The following is an 18,661-nucleotide window of genomic DNA, read 5'->3' on the forward strand; positions in this document are numbered from 1 at the left end:
TAAAAAGAACCGTCATCCCATCGGGTCACATCGACCCCGTTTAGCGTTTCAGTATGACCACAGTTGTAACTGAAAGGAAAAATTTTGTCAGCGCGCTCCGGGCTGGGGAGCGGAAAGCCCGCATCCTGTCGCCAGCATTCACTGGCGCGAACAGCCGGAGAGGGCAGTGACAACGTCCGACCGAGTGTGACGCGAAAGGCCGTACAAAACGTTGTGCCGAATCAGGAATGAATGCAACGGCTGAACCCATTAAGCTTCGCAGAAAAAAGGGCGCGCCGGGCTGAACCCACCCAGCACTCTAGCCGCTGTGGCGCAGGCAGATTTGTTTTCTGATGCGGCGTGCCAGCCATGCTGACATTGACAGCAGGGCCAGAAAAGGCTAAATGTATGCGCCTACTTGCGCACCTGTGCGCAAGCCAGAAGAGGCGCGTCGCCCAGGCAGTGTGTTGGAGGAACCGTATCCGGCGAAAACACATGATGGGGAGCGACGCCGAGGTGGGTCAGCACGCGGTGTGTTGCCTGTCGGCTACAGGGGCTGAATCCTCTGGGTTGTCACCAGAAACGTGCAGTCGACGTTTCGCAAGGTGGGGCGCTTCTGGGTGACTCGTCTACCCGATCTGGTCTGCCCGTTTCTGCTCTTTCCTTGTGCCTGGCTGAAAGAATGTTTCCCGACCCCTTTCTCAATGGCGGGAACAAGATAACCTGACACGAGGTTCTACTACATGTCTCAAACACTGATTGTGGCAAAATTTGGCGGCACCAGCGTCGCTGATTTTGAAGCGATGAATCGCAGCGCTGATGTGGTGCTGCAGGATGCCAGCACCCGTCTGGTGGTGCTTTCCGCCTCGGCGGGCATCACCAATCTGCTGGTTTCACTGGCTGAAGGCCAGCCCGCTGCCCAGCGTGCCGTTCTGCTCGATGATATCCGCCGTATCCAGTATGCCATTGTGGATCGTCTGCAGCGTCCGGATGTGATCCGCGATGAAATCGATCGGATGATCGACAATATCAGTATGCTCTCCGAAGCCGCTTCGCTGGCCACCTCAAGTGCCCTGACCGATGAACTGGTCAGTCACGGCGAGCTGATGTCCTCCCTGCTGTTTGTTGAAATTCTGCGTGAACGCCAGGTCAATGCGGAGTGGTTTGACGTTCGCAGAGTGCTGCGCACCGACGATCGCTTTGGCCGGGCTGTACCGGACGTCGACGTGCTGGCAACGCAGGCGACGGAGCAGCTGCAGCCGCGCATCGCGCAGGCGCTGGTTGTGACCCAGGGCTTCATCGGCAGTGAAAGTGAAGGACGCACCACCACGTTAGGCCGTGGCGGCAGTGATTACACCGCAGCGCTGCTCGGCGAAGCCCTTCACGCGGCGCGCGTGGATATCTGGACCGATGTGCCGGGTATCTACACCACCGATCCGCGCGTGGTGCCGACCGCGAAGCGTATTGATGAAATCACCTTTGAAGAAGCCGCTGAAATGGCGACGTTTGGCGCGAAAGTCCTGCATCCGGCCACGCTGCTGCCCGCCGTACGCCGCGGTATCCCGGTCTTTGTTGGCTCCAGCAAGGATCCGGCCGCGGGAGGAACCCGCGTCTGCAACGAAACCCGCAACCCGCCGCTGTTCCGGGCGCTGGCGTTGCGCCGCAAGCAGACGCTGTTAACGCTGCACAGCCTGAACATGCTGCATACGTTTGGTTTCCTCGCCGAACTGTTCAACATTCTGGCGCGCCACAACGTCTCGGTCGATCTGATAACCACCTCGGAAGTGAGCGTGGCGCTGACGCTCGATACCACCGGCTCCACCTCTACCAGTGCCAGCCTGCTGACCCAGGCGCTGCTGACGGAACTCTCGTCGCTCTGCCGGGTAGAAGTAGAAGAAGATCTGGCGCTGGTGGCGATTATCGGCAACCAGCTCTCTAAAGCCTGCGGCGTTGGCAAAGAGGTGTTTGGTGTGCTCGACCCGTTCAACCTGCGCATGATTTGCTACGGTGCCAGCAGCTACAACCTCTGCTTCCTGGTGCCGGGCAACGATGCAGAAAGCGTGGTGCGTACGCTGCACCGCAATCTGTTCGAGTAAGCCTCTCTGTTTTCTCAGGCCGCCTCAGCGCGGCCTGAGAAAGCGTCCGGCCGGGTCACCCTGGCCGGTTTTCCCCCGCGTTATCTCATCCCGGATAAATCCCCTTTTTACAAAGGGTTATTATTCCCTGTTGCCAAATGGTAACCCTTTTATCTTGCCATTTCATGTACTTGCGTTGCTATCAGCCTGCGCAGTTTTATAATCCCGCCGCATAATCCATTCACCCAATCACAGGAAATATCATGAAAAGGTTAATCGCAGAAGCGCTGGGCACCTTTGTGCTGGTGGCGGGCGGTTGCGGGAGTGCCGTGCTGTCTGCCGCGTTTCCGCAGCTGGGCATTGGCTTTCTGGGCGTGGCGCTGGCGTTCGGGTTGAGCGTGCTGGTCATGGCCTATGCGGTCGGACACATTTCAGGCGGTCATTTTAACCCGGCGGTCACCCTGGGCCTGGTGGCAGGCGGACGTTTTCCCGCGGCGCAGGCTATCCCTTACATCCTCGCGCAGCTGGCGGGTGGCATTGCGGCTGGTGCGGTGCTCTGGCTGATCGCCAGCGGCAGAGGCGAGTTCAGTGCCGCCGCCAGCGGCTTCGCGGCGAACGGTTACGGCGCGCATTCGCCGGGCGGCTTCAGCCTGCAGGCGGGCATGATCAGCGAAGTCGTGATGACCGCCATCTTCCTGATCGTCATCATGGGGGCCACCAGCGAACGCGCGCCGAAAGGCTTTGCGCCGATTGCGATTGGCCTGGCGTTAACCCTGATTCATCTGGTGACGATTCCGGTGACCAACACCTCGGTCAACCCGGCTCGCAGCACGGCAGTGGCCCTGTTCCAGGGGGACTGGGCACTCTCACAACTGTGGATGTTCTGGCTGATGCCGGTTATCGGTGGTGTGGTGGGTGGTGTGATCTTCCGCAGTTTAGAGGATAAAGCAGCGTAATTTCGTCGATTTGCAGCGGATCGGCAGCAGTCGATCCGCATTTTCCCGCCCCGCCGCATCTTCGCCTTACGTCGTGATAACGAAATGTTATGATCCCGCCCGCGTCAGCAGTCGTTCCTGTATGGCGTGCTTCAGGGGCAACTCTGCATAAAACACAACACTCTTATAAGGAAGTCTGGCCATGCTCGCCACTTTAACCCGCCTGTTCCCGCTCTGGGCCGTGCTGTTATCTGTCGCCGCGTATTACTCGCCCGGAACGTTTCTTGGCATCGGGCCGTGGGTCACGTATCTGCTGATGCTGATCATGTTTGGCATGGGGGTGACGCTCAATATTGACGATTTTAAACGGGTGCTGACCCGCCCCGCGCCCGTGATTGCCGGTACCTTTCTGCACTATCTGGTGATGCCGTTAGCCGCCTGGGCGCTGGCAAAACTGTTCCATATGCCGCCCGATCTCGCTGCGGGGATGATTCTGGTCGGCAGCGTCGCCAGCGGCACTGCCAGCAACGTGATGATCTATCTGGCGAAGGGGGATGTGGCGCTGTCGGTCACGATCTCCTCCGTCTCGGCGCTGGTGGGCGTATTCGCCACGCCGCTGCTGACCCGCTTTTATGTGGACACCCATATTCAGGTGGACGTGGTGGGAATGCTGCTGAGCATTGTGAAAATCGTGGTGATCCCGATCAGCCTCGGGCTGATCATTCATCACAGCATGAACAGCGTGGTTCGCCGGGTCGAGCCCTGGCTGCCTGCGTTTTCAATGATCTGTATTCTGCTGATCATCAGCGCAGTCGTGGCGGGCAGTCAGAGCTTTATCGGATCGGTGGGCCTGATGGTGATCGCCGCCGTGATCCTGTATAACGCCATTGGCCTGCTGGGCGGTTACTGGGGAGGCAAGCTGTTTGGCTTTGATGAGTCAACCTGCCGCACGCTGGCGCTGGAGGTCGGGATGCAGAACTCCGGTCTGGCGGCGACGCTGGGCAAGCTCTACTTCTCGCCGCTGGCCGCCCTGCCGGGCGCGCTGTTCTCGGTGTGGCACAACCTGTCAGGTTCACTGCTGGCGGGCTACTGGTCCGGAAAGCCGATTAAGAAGCCGTAACACCGATGGCGTGCAGAGGTTTCTCTCCTCTGCGCGCTTATTCATAATCACGCTCATCGTCGGGCTGTTCCAGCACGGTATAGGCGACACTGCAGAACAGTGAGTTGAGACGCTTCATGTCACCGAGCAAACCGAGGTGCAGCGAACTGGTCTCAATACTCTGCACGTTCTGCTGATGCAGGCGGTCAACGTGCGCGTGCGAGTAGCGGCGAATCATCAGGCGGAAACGATGTTTCGCGCGGCGCAGCCGTTTAGCACTGGTGACATCGTGCGACAGAAACACCGACAGACTCATTCTGAGGTTGCTAATCAGCAGCTCCTGCAGGCCTTCCAGCTCTTTCAGCCCCTCGGCTGAGAAGGCGCGGCCCGCCGCCAGCGACTTATCCGCCACATCGCCGCTCATCCGTTCAATGATGTCGCCGGCCTGCTCCAGATTGAGCGACATCTCAATGATTTCCCCCCAGCGTCGCGAATCCTCTTCCGGCAGATCCTCTTTCGGCATCCGCGCCAGATAGAGTTTGATGGCGGTGTAGAGCACATCGACATCATCATCCAGCCGCCGCACCGTGCGCTCCTCGCGCGATTCCCCATGCATCACCTTATTAAACGCCTCCAGCATCTGCTCCAGCACGTCGCCCATGCGCAGCGCCTCGCGGGCGGCATTCACCAGGGCGAGCGCCGGGGTATCCAGCGCGCTGCGGTCCAGATGCTTCGGTTTCAGCTGCAGAGCGGTGTCCACATCGTCGGCGATGAGACGACGGCAGAGGCGCGCCATCAGGTCAGCAAAGGGCACCATCGCCACGCAGCGAACCAGGTTGTAGAAGACGTGGAAGAAGATCACCAGCTCTTCATCGTTCACCGGCAGCTTATCCAGCCATGTCGCCACGATATCGACAAAGGGCAGGATCACCACGCAGCCGATCAGCTTAAACAGCAGGCTGCCGAGCGCCACGCGCTTGCCCGCCGCATTGGAGCCGCTGGCGTTGATCAGGGCCAGCAGGCCGCTGCCCAGGTTGGCACCAATCACCAGACAGAGCGCCACCTTGAAAGAGATCACCCCGGTGGCGGTCAGCGTGGCGGTGATCAGCACCGCAGCCAGGCTGGAGTAACTGATAATGGCGAAGACCGCGCCCAGCAGGGCATCGAGCATCACATCGCCGGTCAGGCTGGAGAAGAGCACCTGGACCCCGGCGGCCTGGGTAATCGGGCGGGCGGCTTCAACAATCAGCTGCAGTGCCAGCAGGATCAGACCCAGTCCGATACTGGCCCGGCCTAGCTGTCCGGCTCGGGTCTGCTTACGGCTGAGAAAGAAGACCACGCCAAAAAAGATAAACAGCGGCGAGAGCCAGGAGAGATCAAACGTCAGGATACGGGCCATGATCGCGGTGCCGACATCCGCCCCCAGGATCACCACCAGCGCGGGGGTGAGGCTGACCAGATTCTGCGCCACAAAGGAGGTGACCAGCAGGGTGGTGGCATTGCTGCTCTGCACCAGCGTGGTCACACCAATGCCTGCCAGAAAGGCCATCGGTTTCTTTTCTATGCTGCGGCTGAGGACGCGGCGCAGATCGGCGCCGTAAACCCGCATGATGCCGGTGCGGACGATATGCGTGCCCCAGACCAGCAGGGCCACGGCGGAGAGTAAATTAAGCAGAGTTAACACGGGGGGTTGCTCCTCCAGAGTCAGGCTTAAAGCACAGACTGCCAGCCTGACGGAGAGAGCAATCTGTGGAAAGGGATTGCCGTGCTTTGCCTGATTTTTTCCTGTGTTTTAAGCCACCTGGCGCAAAGTCGACATCGCTAATTGTAGACCAATCTGACTGCCAGCGGGATGCAAATCCGCCGCCGATCGGTTAAGCACATCCACCGAAAGTTCCACATCCTGCGCCCGGATACGGTAGCGGATGACGTTGCCCAGCAGGCTGTGGCTGAGGATGACCGCAGGAATGCCCTGGCCCTGCGCCGTGAACTGCATCGATTCCGGACGAATCGCCACCTGGCTGTGAAAAGGCTGGCCGGTCAGCCGCGTCGCCTGCTCAGCGCTGAGCAGGTTGTAGTTACCGATAAACCCGGCGGCGAAGAGGTCAGCCGGCTGGGTGTAGAGCGCTTCGGCATCGCCGTTCTGCACGATTTTACCCCGGTTCATCAGCACTATACGATCGGAGAGCGTCAGCGCCTCCTCCTGATCGTGGGTGACGAAAAGGGTCGTGAGGTTCAGCTCGCGCTGGATGCGGCGGATTTGATCGCGCAGATGGCGACGGATTCGCGCATCCAGCGCCGATAGCGGCTCATCCAGCAGCAGCAGACGCGGACGCGTCACCAGCGAACGCGCCAGAGCCACGCGCTGACACTGCCCGCCCGACAGCTGATGCGGATAACGGCGCGCATAGTCGCTGAGTTCCACCAGCTCCAGCACCTCCGGCACCCGCTGGCGGATCTCTGCGTCGGGCAGCTTCTGCATCTTCAGGCCAAACGCGACGTTTTTCTCTACCGTCATGTTGGGAAAGAGTGCGTAGCTCTGGAACACCATACCGATGGCGCGCTTCTGCGGCGCCAGCGGCACAATATCGTGACCCGCCAGCCGGATTTCGCCGCTGTCGACGCCGGTTAAACCGGCCAGGCAGCGCAGCAGCGTCGATTTACCGCAGCCGCTGGGGCCGAGCAGGGTAACAAACTCACCTTCTGCCGCGCTGAAATCGATCTCCTCGAAAATGGGGGTGGGCCCGTAGCGTTTATTCAGCGATCTGACCTCAAGATAACTCATACTCAGCCTCGTTCGGGATTCAGGGCGTTAGCCAGCCAGGTGACCAGCAGCACCACAAAGAAATAGGAGATCACCAGCGCGCTGGTGAAGTGACCGCTGCCGTTGCGCATGTTGTAGAGATAGACCTGCAGGGTTTCATAGCGGTTGCCGACCAGCAGGTTAGCAAAGACAAATTCGCCAATCAGAAAGGAGAAGGAGAGCAGAACCGCAATCAGCATCCCTTTGCGCAGGTTGGGCAGCACCACCCAGAGTGCCGCCTGCCAGGTGCTGGCACCCAGCAGCTGCGCGGCGTCGATCAGCTCTTTCAGGTTGATGGCCTGCATATTGTTCGCCAGCGCCCGATAGATAAAGGGCAGCGCGATGGTGAAATAACAGCCAATCAGTATCCACGGTGTGCCGGTCAGCATCAGCGGGTAGGAAGAGTAGAGCTGCAGCAAACCCACTGACGAGACCACCGGCGGCACGGCGAAGGGCATCAGGATCAGAATGTTCATCACCGCATCCAGCCGTGGATAGTAGTAAGCGATTACAAACATGGCAGGCAGCACCAGCAGAAGCGAGAAGAGCAGCGCACCAAAACAAATTAGAAGGGAATGGCCCAGCGCCGTCAGAAAACGCGGATCACTCCAGAGCTGGATGAACCACTTCAGGCTATAGCCCTGCGGCAGAATGGTATTACTCCAGTCAGAGGCGATCGCGTAGAGCAGCGTGGCCGCCAGCGGCAGGGCCAGCAGGAGAAAAAGTACCCCCACCATTATCCGGTGATACAGGCGCTCAGCAGATGACATGACGGCTCCTTCAGGGCTGTTTCGCGTTGAGATAGCTGCGGCGCACCAGATACTGCTGCACCAGGGTGATCAGCGCCATAATCGCCACCAGCAGCATCGCCAGCGCGCTGCCGGTGTTGGGGTCCAGCGAGATATCCCCGGAGACCAGCGCGGCGATGCGCACCGGCACCACGTTAAAGTTTCCGGTAGTCAGGGCATAAATGGTGGCGTACGCCCCCAGCGCGTTCGCCAGCAGAATGACAAAGGTGCCAAGCAGCGCCGGAAACAGAATCGGCAGGGCGATGTGCCACCCGTAGTGCCAGCGGCTGGCCCCCAGCAGAGCCGCTGACTCCTGCCACTCTTTCTTCAGCCCGTCGAACGCCGGGTAGAGCAGCAGCACGCCCAGCGGGATCTGGAACCAGGTGTAGACCAGCACCATGCCGTTGCGCGAAAAGAGCCGGAAGCTCTCAATCAGCCCGTAGTGACGCAGCAGCAGCGTCAGACAGCCGTTCAGCCCCAGCAGGATCACAAAGGCGAAGGCGAGCGGGACACCGGCAAAATTGCTGGTCATGTTGGTAAAGGAGAGCAGGAAGCGCTGCAGTCGCCCGCCGCTGAGCTGATGCAGGGAGTAGCCGGTAACCAGCGCAATCACTAATCCATAGACGCTTGACCAGAGCGAAATATCGAGCGAAAAACGAAACGCCTGCTGATAAAAGGGCGAGGTCAGGATGTCGTGATAGTTATCCCAGCCCCACTGGCTGTTCATCTCACTCCAGAAGCTGTTGATGGCGATCCACAGCAGCGGTGCCAGCTGAAAGGCGACCCAGAACAGGGCAAACGGCAGCAGCAGCAGCAGGGCAAAGCCTCTTTTCCTCATCTCTGTGGCTCCGCCAGCAGCCCGCGGCAGACCGGTTTGTCATGCGGCACCTCAAGCAGTTCGCACAGGGTGCCGCACAGATCGGTCTGCTGCGGTGCCAGGTCAGGCTGCAGCGAGAAGGCCCGGCCAAAGACAAACAGCGGCACCGTAGTCTCCTCAGGCAGAATGCCGCCATGGGAGCGATCGTCATTCATACCGTGATCGGCGGTCACCATCACCTGATAGCCCTCGGCCAGCCACAGCGGCATCCACTGCGACAGCAGGCCGTCGGCGATGCGCGCCCGGTTGCGGTACTGCGGTGAGGAGAGTCCCGATTTATGACCGGCGTCGTCGATGTTCATCGGGTGGATCAGCAGGAAGTCGGGATCGTGACGCAGCCGCAGGCTCTCTGCGTCTTCAAACAGATGCGAATCGGGATAGCTGTCGTCAGAGTAAAAATGACCATACTGAATCGGCAGTTCCGGTGCGTCCGTATGACGATCGCGCGCCGGAACAAACGGGGTGCGGTTATAAAGTTCACTCACCCAGTGGTAGGCTGCCGCCGCGGTGGTCAGGCCTGCCGCACGGGCAAAGTGAAAGATGCTGCGCTCGCGACTTAATCGGCTGACGCCATTGTGAATAATGCCGCTTCTGACCGGCGGGACGCCGGTCAGAATGCACTCATAAAGTGGCCGCGACAGTGAGGGCAGTTCACAGGTCAGACGGTAGTAAAAGCCGTTGCCCTGCGAACATTCGGCATGCAGATAACCCATTGCATGTTGTGCGACCTGATTGCTCAGCCCATCCAGCACCACCAGGATAGTCTTCATTTCCTCTCCCCGCCGCAGGTTACTGCTGCATGTTGATGATGACGTTTTCCTGCCACAGGCGCGGCAGCATTTTTGACGATTTATCCCAGGCGGCCTGATCTTTAACCGGGCGGGCATTTTTGTACTCTGACTGCGGCAGCAGACGAGCCTGAACATCCGCAGGCAGCGTCAGATGCTCGGCACGAATCGGACGGGCATAGCCCTTCGCCAGGTTGATCTGGCCCTGGTCTGAGAAGATATATTCGCGCGTCAGTTTTGCCGCGGCAGGATGTTTCGCATATTTGTTGATGAGGGTGGTGTAACCGGAAGTCACAGAACCGTCAGAGGGGATCACCACTTCGTAGCGGCTTTTATCAATCTGGTCACGGTAGTTAAGGGCGTTAAAGTCCCACACCACCGCCATCTGCACTTCCCCTTTTTCGATGTTGGCGATCACCGGATCGGTCACGCCAAGACGCCCCTGTTTTGCCAGGTCAGCAAAGAATGCCAGCGCCGGTTTCAGGTTCTTCTCGTCGCCGCCTAATGCGTAGTTTGCCGCCAGCACACCGTTGGCTGCCTGAGCTGCCACGCCGACATCACCGATAGTAACCACATACTTACCTTTTTTCAGATCGGCCCAGCTGTGGGGGATATCCTTAACCTGCTGCTTGTCGATCAGGAAAGCAATGGTGCCGGTATAGGCCAGCGCCCAGTGACCCTCTTTATCTTTGGCCCAGGCCGGGATCTGATCCCAGTGGGTCGGTTTATATGGCTGCGTCAGCCCTTTCGCCACGGCGATGGGGCCAAAGGCCGCGCCGACATCGCCGATGTCAGCGCTGGCGTTATCTTTCTCCGCATCAAATTTCGCCAGCTCCTGCGCCGATGACATATCGGTGTCGCTGTGCTTAAGGCCATATTTGCTGTTGAGATCGCTCCAGGTCTCCTTCCAGTTGGCCCAGCTGTCCGGCATCCCGACGCTGTTGACCTGGCCTTCACTGCGCGCCGCTTTTTCCAGCGCGGCGAGGTCGTTATCGGCGGCCTGCGCGACGGGCAGGGTGAGCACTACAGCACTGGCTACTACAGAGGCGATAAACGCTTTCATCTCAGTTGCTCCGGGTGTAAGTTGAGGGGCCTGACTGGTCTAGTCCAGCAAGAATCGAGCCAATGTAGCCCCTGTATATGAACGATTTATGACAGAACCGCGCGATACGGGGGAAGAAAGGCAGCAGACCCGGGTCATCCGCCCGTCACAGGCGCGTTAACCTGAACAGTTATAGTGCGGAGTCGCACCAGAATGAGGCTACTGTTGTGGAGTCAATCGCACTCAAAACGGCGGAGGCGATCGCCAGTGCACTGCTGAGCCGTATCCGGGATGGCGAGTTTCAGAGCGGGCGGTTGCCGGCGGAACGCGCCTTAAGCGAGGCTTTCAGCACCACGCGGATCACGCTGCGTGAAGCGCTGGGCAAGCTGGAAGCGCAGGGGATGATCTACCGCGAGCTGCGTCGGGGCTGGTTTATCGCGCCGCCGCGGCTGGTCTACAACCCGCTGCACCACAGCCACTTTCATGCGATGGCGACGGAGCAGGGGCGGCGGGCGACGACGGAGGTTATTGCGGCTGGCGAGGTAGCCGCGCAGGACGCTGTGGCGACAGCACTGGGTCTGGCCCCCGGCTCGGTGGTCTACTGCATCCGCCGTCTGCGGCGCATTGATGGGCGCGCGGTACTCTATGTGGAACACTACCTGAATCCGCACTTTTTCCCTGGCCTGCTGGAGGAAGACCTGACGCGCTCCCTGACCGACCTCTATGACCAGCGCTACGGTATTCGTTACGGTGGCGCGCGCTTTACCATTCTGCCCGGCCCGCTGCCGGACGTTGCCGCACCTGCGCTGAATGTGGCGACCGGCAGCCCCGGCCTGCTGATCACCCGCATCAACCGCAATCAGCAAAAAGCGGTGATCGACTGCGACTGTGAATACTGGCGCTATGATGCGCTCTGTGTGGATGTCGAAGCCTGAGGAGTTATTGTGATTTACATCACACTCGCGCATGATGATGCGCGCTGATAACTCCATTTTAAGGCGCAACATGAGTGACAAAAATCCTTTGGCCCGCCACCTTGCAACAGCACTGCAATGGGTGCTGAATGTGGGCCTGCTGAGTCTGGCGATCATCCTGATCGTCTTTTTAGGCAAAGAGACGATCCATCTGGCAAACGTGCTGTTTAATACCGGCGAGCAGGCCTCTTCCTATCTGCTGATTGAGGGAATCGTGATCTATTTCCTCTACTTCGAATTTATTGCCCTGATTGTGAAGTACTTTCAGTCCGGCTATCACTTTCCGCTGCGCTATTTTGTCTACATCGGCATTACGGCGATCATCCGCCTGATTATTGTCGATCACAAAAATCCCTTCGATACGCTCTGCTACTCGGCGGCGATACTGATGCTGGTCATTACGCTGTGGCTGGCAAACAGCAACCGGCTGAAACGCGAATAATTCACCTGCCGTCTGGTGCGACGGCAGGTGTTCGCATCGCGTCTCTGCGCTAAACTACCGACCTCAAAATTACCGGGAGTGGTGCTATGTCTCAAGACGCGCTCAGCTTATTAGGTGCGCTCAACTGGCTTTCTCCATCGCAGGCAGCCCTTGCGCCGCCGTTGCTCGACTGGCTGATGGAAGAGGATTCAATGACGCGCCGTTTTGAACAGCATTGTCAGCGGGTGACGGTTCAGCCATTGCGCGAAGGCTTTATCGACGCCAGCGAATTGGGCGAGGAACGCGCCCTGTTGCCGGATGATGAACGCTTCTGGCTGCGTGAAGTGCTGCTGTTCGGCGACGATCAGCCCTGGCTGGCGGGCCGCACCCTGGTGCCGGAAAGCACCCTCAACGGGCCTGAGGCGATGCTGCAGCAGCTGGGTACCCGTCCTCTGGGCCGCTATCTTTTCTCCTCTTCGACGCTGACCCGCGATTTTATTGAACCCGGACAGATTGATGCATTGTGGGGGCGGCGGTCGCGTCTGCGCCTCTCCGGCAAGCCGCTGCTGCTGACTGAACTGTTTTTACCGGCATCGCCGCTCTATCGCGATCTGGTCTGAGGATTTTGTGGTGGAAAAGAGCTTAAGTTTGAATAAATGGCGGGACTACAGCCGCCTGATGCGCATCGATAAACCGATCGGCACGCTGCTGCTGCTGTGGCCCACGCTCTGGGCACTCTGGCTGGCTGACATGGCGATGCCGCCGTTACCGGTGCTGGTGGTGTTTGTGGCCGGGGTCTTTGTGATGCGGGCGGCGGGTTGTGTCATCAATGACTATGCCGATCGCAAAGTGGATGGTCACGTTGAGCGCACCCGACATCGGCCGCTGGCCAGCGGCGCGGTGAGTGCCAGAGAAGCGAAGCTGCTGTTTGTGATTCTGGGGCTGGTGGCTTTTGCGCTGGTGCTGACCATGAACCTGATGACCATCATGCTTTCCGTGGTGGGGCTGGCGCTGGCCTGGGTCTATCCCTTTATGAAGCGATATACCCATCTGCCGCAGGTCGTACTGGGGGCCGCATTTGGCTGGGCAATCCCTATGGCCTGGTGTGCAGTTAGTGAGTCCTTACCTCTGGTCTGCTGGCTGGTATTCATTGCCAACATCTGCTGGACGGTTGCTTACGATACGCAGTATGCGATGGTGGACAGGGACGATGACCTGAAGATTGGGGTGAAGTCGACCGCCATTTTATTTGGTCGCTTCGACAAGCTGATTATTGGTCTGCTGCAACTGGCGACCCTGCTGCTGATGGCGTGGGTGGGGACGATGCTGCACCTGAACAGCGCCTTCTACTGGACACTCCTGCTGGCTGCCGCCCTGTTTGTTTATCAGCAGAAGCTGATAGCCGGGCGCGAACGTCAGCCCTGTTTCCAGGCTTTCCTCAATAACAACTATGTCGGGATGGTGCTGTTCCTCGGCATTTTAATGAATACGCCGCCGTTCACTCAGCTGTTCTGACTGAGAGTTTCAGACGCAGTAAGGCGATTCGGGAGGTCACCAAGCCTGATGCCGGGTGAATCCGGCAGCAATGAATAATTTCAGCACGCAGGGAACACGGTCAGAAGAGGAAAGCGTCCCGCGCCAGGACGGCGCGGGCCGAGCGGGTCATGGATGACGGCTTTTGCGTCTTTCCGATCTGACCGTGTTCCCTGAGCTGGCACCCTCTCACAGCGAATCGGAACAGACCTGTAAAAAAGGCGACCCTAAGGTCGCCTTTTTTGCTTTACGCGGGTATCAGTCGTGCGCGACAGCCGTTTCAATGGTCATCCGGACATCGCTGGTCACCAGGTCAGCCAGGATGTGCCAGGTGGCCTGGGTCTGTGCCACATCCGCATCTCCGCTGTCACTGATATAGCCTTCATCACGCAGCGTCAGTACCAGTGAGGTAAAGACCGCTTTGTCGAAGAACTCCGGAGCGTTGATACCGTGCAGCACGGAGAGACGTTGTGCCAGCGTCCGGCTCTCTTTCTCCAGCGTGCCGCGGTTAATCGTCGGCTTGGCGCTGAGAATCGAGAAGGTAATGGCATAACGCTGCAGCGTTTCACGCACACCGGCGGCCAGCAGTTGCAGCGTGCGATAGCGCGCCGCGGTAAAGCGCAGTTCTCCGGCCTCAAGCGTAATCAGACCCTGACGCGCCAGCTCCTGACTCAGTTCAGTCAGCAGTTGCGGCAGCTCATCCGTCTCCCAGCGCAGGAAGAGTTCGCTCTTCAGCATCGGATAGATCAGGCTGACCTGACGCAGCAGTTCCGCTTCGCTCAGCGTCTGGTGTTGCTGAACAATGGCGGCAATCAGCGACGGCATCACCAGCATGTGATGAATGTTGTTGCGGTAATAGGTCATCAGCACCGCCTGCTCACGCGGCAGAATGATGATGTCGCCAATGCTGTCCTTTTCACTCTCAAACTTGTTCATGCCTAGGGCGTGATCCAGCAGGGCTTCCGCAGAGAGATCGGGCAGGGTCGCATTCGGCGAGTAAGGCACATTGCGCAGCAACTGGGTATAGCACTCCAGCTGTTCAATCAACTGTTCGCGGGTAAGTGAGCGCTGACGTGAGGCAAGCAGGGCCGTAACACAGAGGTTCATGGCGTTAGCCGCGCCGGCTTCATTGATCCGCACCATCACGCGAGCCGCAATATCGTTCACGGTCGGGGTCAGCCAGCCGGGACGCTGTGGCTCAATCGGATCGATCGAGTCACGCCATTCCGGCACGCGCTTGTTGAGATAGTTAACCAGCGGCAGCGGTTCGCCAAAGTTAACGTAGCCCTGACCGAGATTGCGCAGCTTACGCAGGCCACGCACCATCTGCATGAAGCCCTCTTTCTCTTTTGCCGCGCCGCGCAGCTCTTTGGCGTAAGTACCCACTTCCATCACATGCTCATATCCGATGTATATCGGCACCAGCGTGATAGGACGATTGCCGCCGCGCAGCATCGCCTGCAGCGTCATGGCTAACGTGCCGGTTTTCGGGTCCAGCAGACGGCCCGTGCGTGAACGGCCACCTTCGACAAAGTACTCAACCGAGTAACCCCGGGTGAACAGCTCACCGAGGTATTCGCGGAATACCGTGGCGTACAGCTTGTTGCCTTTAAAGGTGCGACGGATAAAGAAGGCACCCAGACGACGGAAGATCGGACCGGCTGGCCAGAAGTTGAGGTTGATGCCTGCTGCGATGTGCGGCGGCACCAGGCCTTGGTGATAGAGCACGTAGGAGAGCAGCAGATAATCCATGTGGCTGCGGTGGCAGGGCACATAGACAATCTCGTGACCATCCTGCGCCAGCTGGCGCACTTTTTCGCCGCCATTGACGTTGATGCCCTGATAGAGACGGCTCCAGAGCCAGCCCATCACCCGGTCAGTAACGCGAATTGCTTCATAGGAGAAGTTCGCCGCAATCTCTTCCATCATCTCGACGGCATTCTGCTGCGCTTTCTCATGGGAGATTTTTTTGCTGCGCGCCTCATCTTCTACGGCTTTTTCAATCGCTTTGGATTGCAGCAGGCGATTAAACAGATCCTGACGGGCCGGTAAACGCGGGCCAATCGCAGCCAGCCGCTGACGGGCAAAATGGATACGCGCGACGCGGGCCAGCTTCTGCGCGATCGACTTATCTGTCCCATGTTCCGTGGCCATACGCCGCAGCGATACGGTCGGCGAGAAGCGAACAAAGCTGTCGCGCCCATGCCAGATGACCGCAAAGAACTTCTGCACGCCGTTCAGTACCCGCAGGTGTGGTGTGGCTTCGCCCTGAACTTCACGTCCCGGTGCGCGACCAAACATCACGGTGACGGGCAGCATCTGAATATCCAGCGTGGGATTATTGCGATGCAGGTCCAGGTAATCGTGGAAAATTTTCACCGATTCCACGCTGGGTACAAAATAGGGGAAGACGCGCGGGCCATCGTGGATAAAGACGTGGCGAGGCAGCAGGGAACCATCAATCTCCAGTGGAGAGAGCGGATCGGGCAGATGATGCCGCAGACACTGCGCGCGCAAAGTCAGTAAGTCAGCCTTCGAATCGTAAGGCAAAACATACATAATAGGTCGGGTCGGATCCAGACCATGTTCAGACACGGGATCGGCCGGAATGGCCTTACTCTTTACCAGAAACGAGAGTGGTAAATTAAGCAATTTATAATAAAGTTTACGCCAACCTGACATAGACAACATGAAGCCTCTTGTTAGCAAAGCGCCGCAAGCATACCAGAAAGTGCAGCGAAGATCTGTGGTGGTGCCAAATGCACGCAGCCCAGACATTGACGTCAATCCGATAAAAGGGTTCCCACACATGGCAAATAATGCCACCGGACTTATCAGAATAGTAAAAGCCGCCGGTTACTCCTGGCAGGGGCTGCGTGCCGCGTGGCAACATGAAGCGGCGTTTCGTCAGGAAGCCCTGGCTGCGCTGGCGGCGATCATTATCGCGTGCTGGCTGGACGTTGATGTGATCTCGCGCATCCTTATGATTGGGTCGGTGGTGCTGGTGGTCATCGTCGAAATCCTCAATAGCGCCATTGAAGCGGTGGTCGATCGCATCGGTCAGGAGCATCATCCGCTCGCGGGCCGGGCAAAAGATATGGGTTCGGCAGCGGTACTGCTGGCTATCTTACTGGCCCTGTTTGTCTGGATCGCGCTGCTCTGGACACATTTGCGATAAACCTTCCATAACGCGGCTCAGGCCGCGTTTTCCCTGACAATCGGTTTTCATTTCGCCAATACCTGTATATACTCACAGCGACTGTATAAACAACCAGGGGGCGGGATGAAAGCATTAACCAGCAGGCAGCAGCAGGTCTATGACCTGATTCGCGACCATATTACTTCAACAGGCATGCCGCCTACGCGTGCCGAGATTGCCGCGCAGCTGGGTTTCCGTTCGCCAAACGCGGCAGAAGAGCATCTGAAAGCGCTGGCGCGCAAAGGCGTCATTGAGATTGTCTCCGGCGCATCGCGCGGCATCCGTCTGTTAATGGAAGAAGAAGCCTCAGAAGGCATACCGCTGATTGGCCGGGTTGCTGCCGGTGAGCCCATCATGGCGCAGGAACATATCGAGACGCATTACAAAGTCGATCCGGGCCTGTTCAAACCTTCGGCGGATTTCCTGCTGCGCGTCAGCGGAATGTCGATGAAAGATATCGGGATTATGGACGGCGACCTGCTCGCGGTGCATAAAACGCAGGATGTGCGCAATGGCCAGGTCGTGGTGGCCCGCATTGACGATGAAGTGACGGTGAAACGCTGGAAAAAGCAGGGTGCTATCGTGCATCTGCTGCCTGAAAACAGCGACTTCGACCCGATTGTTGTCGATACGCGTGCCCAGTCGCTGACCGTGGAAGGTCTGGCGGTGGGTGTCGTACGCAACGGCGAATGGCTCTGATTCTGACGCCTGCGTGCATTCGCCTTTTCTGGTGCTATTCTGTCTGCCCTGATTTTGTCGCTGCCGCCTCTGCGCAGCGACACTGAGCACGGAATGGCGAATGCGCTTTATCACGGCAACCGATAAAAATCTCTGGCGGCTCGCGCTGCCCATGATCCTGTCAAATATCACCGTTCCCTTGCTGGGCGTGGTCGATACGGCAGTGATTGGTCATCTCGACAGCCCCGTCTATCTTGGCGGGGTCGCGGTCGGGACGACCGTCACCAGCTTCCTCTTTATGCTGCTGCTTTTCCTTCGCATGAGCACCACGGGCCTGGCGGCACAGGCCTTCGGGGCAGGCGACAAAGCGGCGCTGGCACGCGCCCTGATCCAGCCGCTGATCATGGCGTTGCTGGCGGGTCTCCTGTTTGTCGCGCTGCGTTACCCCATTATTCAGCTGGCCACCCATCTGGTTGGCGGCGATCCTCTGGTACTGGCACAGGCCGGACTGTTTATTCAGATCCGCTGGCTCAGTGCGCCTGCCACGCTGGCGAACCTGGTGATTCTGGGCTGGCTGCTGGGCGTGCAGTATGCGCGTGCGCCGGTGATCCTGCTGGTGGTGGGGAACCTGGTGAATATCGTGCTCGACCTCTGGCTGGTCATGGGGCTGCACTGGGGCGTTGCGGGGGCAGCCACCGCCACGGCACTGGCGGAATATATCACGCTGGGCGTCGGCGGCATGATGGTCTGGCGGGTTCTGAAGCTGCGCGGCATTCCGTTCAGCCTGCTGAAACAGAGCTGGCGCGGTGACAGCGCCCGGCTGCTGCGCCTCAACCGGGATATTATGCTGCGCTCTCTTATGCTGCAGCTCTGTTTCGCCTCGCTGACCGTGCTGGGCGCCAGGCTGGGGCCGGAGGTGGTCGCGGTGAATGCCGTATTACTGATGTTCATTACCTTTACCGCCTACGCGCTCGATGGTTTTGCCTATGCCGTCGAAGCGTTTGCAGGCGAAGCGCATGGCGCAAAAGATGGCAGCAAACTGCTGCGCGTCTGGCACTCTGCCTGCCGACAGGCGGCGGCGGTGGCGCTCTTCTTCTCGCTGGTTTATGCCTTTACCGGCCCGCAAATCGTGATGCTGCTGACCTCTCTGCAGACAGTACAGCAGGCGGCCGACCGCTATCTGGTCTGGCAGGTGATCATGCCGCTGATCGGCGTCTGGTGTTATCTGCTGGATGGGATGTTTATCGGCGCAACGCGCGGGCGTGAGATGCGTAACAGCATGGTGGTGGCAGCCGCAGGCTATTTTCTGACGCTGCTGAGCGTGCCGGTGCTGGGCAATCACGGTTTGTGGCTGGCGGTAACGGTTTTCCTCGCACTGCGCGGCCTCTCACTGTGGCTCATCTGGCGCAGGCACTGGCGTCAGCATAGCTGGTTTACGGCCTGAGCAGGCAGAACGTCTTTCGTCCGATA

Annotated in this window: 17 protein-coding genes and 1 riboswitch; of the genes, 10 read left to right on the forward strand and 7 right to left on the reverse strand. The window is 58.8% G+C overall.

Annotated features, from left to right (window positions below; genetic code table 11):
* Positions 1-412: 412 nt before the first annotated feature.
* A riboswitch (Lysine riboswitch) is annotated at positions 413-603 on the forward strand.
* Between the two features lie 119 nt (positions 604-722).
* The 3 genes from lysC to panS all read left to right on the forward strand — a co-directional run bounded on the left by lysC (position 723) and on the right by panS (position 4,109).
* Positions 723-2,075 carry a lysine-sensitive aspartokinase 3 gene (lysC, locus tag AC6I7A_RS01230; protein WP_009092631.1) on the forward strand — a complete coding sequence of 451 codons (1,353 nt, stop codon included), beginning with the start codon at positions 723-725 and terminating at the stop codon, positions 2,073-2,075.
* A gap of 239 nt (positions 2,076-2,314) precedes the next feature.
* Entirely contained in the window at positions 2,315-3,010 is a 696-nt protein-coding gene (aqpZ, locus tag AC6I7A_RS01235; RefSeq protein WP_195910798.1) for an aquaporin Z, read from the forward strand.
* Positions 3,011-3,191: 181 nt separating this feature from the next.
* Positions 3,192-4,109, forward strand: a complete 918-nt coding sequence (panS, locus tag AC6I7A_RS01240; RefSeq protein ID WP_058956990.1) for a ketopantoate/pantoate/pantothenate transporter PanS — start codon at positions 3,192-3,194, stop codon at positions 4,107-4,109.
* 37 nt (positions 4,110-4,146) lie between these two features.
* On the opposite strand, the gene AC6I7A_RS01245 is transcribed toward panS, so the two are convergent.
* The 6 genes from AC6I7A_RS01245 to AC6I7A_RS01270 form a co-directional block, all read right to left on the reverse strand.
* Positions 4,147-5,772, reverse strand: coding sequence for a Na/Pi cotransporter family protein (locus tag AC6I7A_RS01245; protein ID WP_009092626.1), 1,626 nt, complete (start codon positions 5,770-5,772; stop codon positions 4,147-4,149).
* A 108-nt stretch (positions 5,773-5,880) separates the two neighbouring features.
* Positions 5,881-6,873 carry an ABC transporter ATP-binding protein gene (locus AC6I7A_RS01250; RefSeq protein ID WP_046101005.1) on the reverse strand — a complete coding sequence of 331 codons (993 nt, stop codon included), beginning with the start codon at positions 6,871-6,873 and terminating at the stop codon, positions 5,881-5,883.
* Between the two features lie 2 nt (positions 6,874-6,875).
* Complete coding sequence (locus AC6I7A_RS01255) at positions 6,876-7,661, reverse strand: ABC transporter permease (RefSeq protein WP_058956991.1); 786 nt, start codon at positions 7,659-7,661, stop codon at positions 6,876-6,878.
* Between the two features lie 10 nt (positions 7,662-7,671).
* The gene (locus AC6I7A_RS01260) at positions 7,672-8,517 is read right to left on the reverse strand and encodes an ABC transporter permease (RefSeq protein ID WP_058956992.1); all 846 of its coding nucleotides are present in this window, start codon (positions 8,515-8,517) and stop codon (positions 7,672-7,674) included.
* Positions 8,514-9,326 (reverse strand): alkaline phosphatase family protein, encoded by an 813-nt coding sequence (locus AC6I7A_RS01265; RefSeq protein ID WP_046101007.1) that lies wholly within the window; start codon positions 9,324-9,326, stop codon positions 8,514-8,516. Before AC6I7A_RS01265 ends, AC6I7A_RS01260 begins: the two co-directional genes overlap by 4 nt.
* A 19-nt stretch (positions 9,327-9,345) precedes the next feature.
* Positions 9,346-10,407 carry an ABC transporter substrate-binding protein gene (locus AC6I7A_RS01270; protein ID WP_009092621.1) on the reverse strand — a complete coding sequence of 354 codons (1,062 nt, stop codon included), beginning with the start codon at positions 10,405-10,407 and terminating at the stop codon, positions 9,346-9,348.
* 206 nt (positions 10,408-10,613) lie between these two features.
* On the opposite strand from AC6I7A_RS01270, the gene AC6I7A_RS01275 reads away from it, so the two are divergent.
* The 4 genes from AC6I7A_RS01275 (at position 10,614) to ubiA (ending at position 13,296) form a co-directional block, all read left to right on the forward strand.
* Positions 10,614-11,321, forward strand: coding sequence for a UTRA domain-containing protein (locus AC6I7A_RS01275; RefSeq protein ID WP_009092620.1), 708 nt, complete (start codon positions 10,614-10,616; stop codon positions 11,319-11,321).
* A gap of 70 nt (positions 11,322-11,391) precedes the next feature.
* The gene (psiE, locus tag AC6I7A_RS01280; protein ID WP_009092619.1) at positions 11,392-11,802 is read left to right on the forward strand and encodes a phosphate-starvation-inducible protein PsiE; all 411 of its coding nucleotides are present in this window, start codon (positions 11,392-11,394) and stop codon (positions 11,800-11,802) included.
* A gap of 86 nt (positions 11,803-11,888) precedes the next feature.
* On the forward strand, positions 11,889-12,401 hold the full coding sequence (gene ubiC, locus AC6I7A_RS01285; RefSeq protein WP_058956993.1) for a chorismate lyase: 513 nt from the start codon (positions 11,889-11,891) through the stop codon (positions 12,399-12,401).
* A gap of 10 nt (positions 12,402-12,411) precedes the next feature.
* Positions 12,412-13,296 (forward strand): 4-hydroxybenzoate octaprenyltransferase, encoded by an 885-nt coding sequence (gene ubiA / locus AC6I7A_RS01290; RefSeq protein ID WP_058956994.1) that lies wholly within the window; start codon positions 12,412-12,414, stop codon positions 13,294-13,296.
* A 276-nt stretch (positions 13,297-13,572) separates the two neighbouring features.
* Here the strand turns inward: ubiA and plsB are convergent, their stop codons facing one another.
* Positions 13,573-15,996, reverse strand: a complete 2,424-nt coding sequence (gene plsB / locus AC6I7A_RS01295) for a glycerol-3-phosphate 1-O-acyltransferase PlsB (protein WP_009092616.1) — start codon at positions 15,994-15,996, stop codon at positions 13,573-13,575.
* 127 nt (positions 15,997-16,123) lie between these two features.
* On the opposite strand from plsB, the gene AC6I7A_RS01300 reads away from it, so the two are divergent.
* From AC6I7A_RS01300 to dinF, 3 genes are all read left to right on the forward strand, one after another.
* Entirely contained in the window at positions 16,124-16,492 is a 369-nt protein-coding gene (locus AC6I7A_RS01300) for a diacylglycerol kinase (RefSeq protein ID WP_009092615.1), read from the forward strand.
* A gap of 105 nt (positions 16,493-16,597) precedes the next feature.
* Positions 16,598-17,212 carry a transcriptional repressor LexA gene (lexA, locus tag AC6I7A_RS01305; protein WP_009092614.1) on the forward strand — a complete coding sequence of 205 codons (615 nt, stop codon included), beginning with the start codon at positions 16,598-16,600 and terminating at the stop codon, positions 17,210-17,212.
* 100 nt (positions 17,213-17,312) lie between these two features.
* Positions 17,313-18,635, forward strand: coding sequence for an MATE family efflux transporter DinF (gene dinF, locus AC6I7A_RS01310; protein WP_058956995.1), 1,323 nt, complete (start codon positions 17,313-17,315; stop codon positions 18,633-18,635).
* The last annotated feature ends 26 nt before the right edge of the window (positions 18,636-18,661 follow it).

This window comes from Type-F symbiont of Plautia stali (assembly GCF_059731105.1).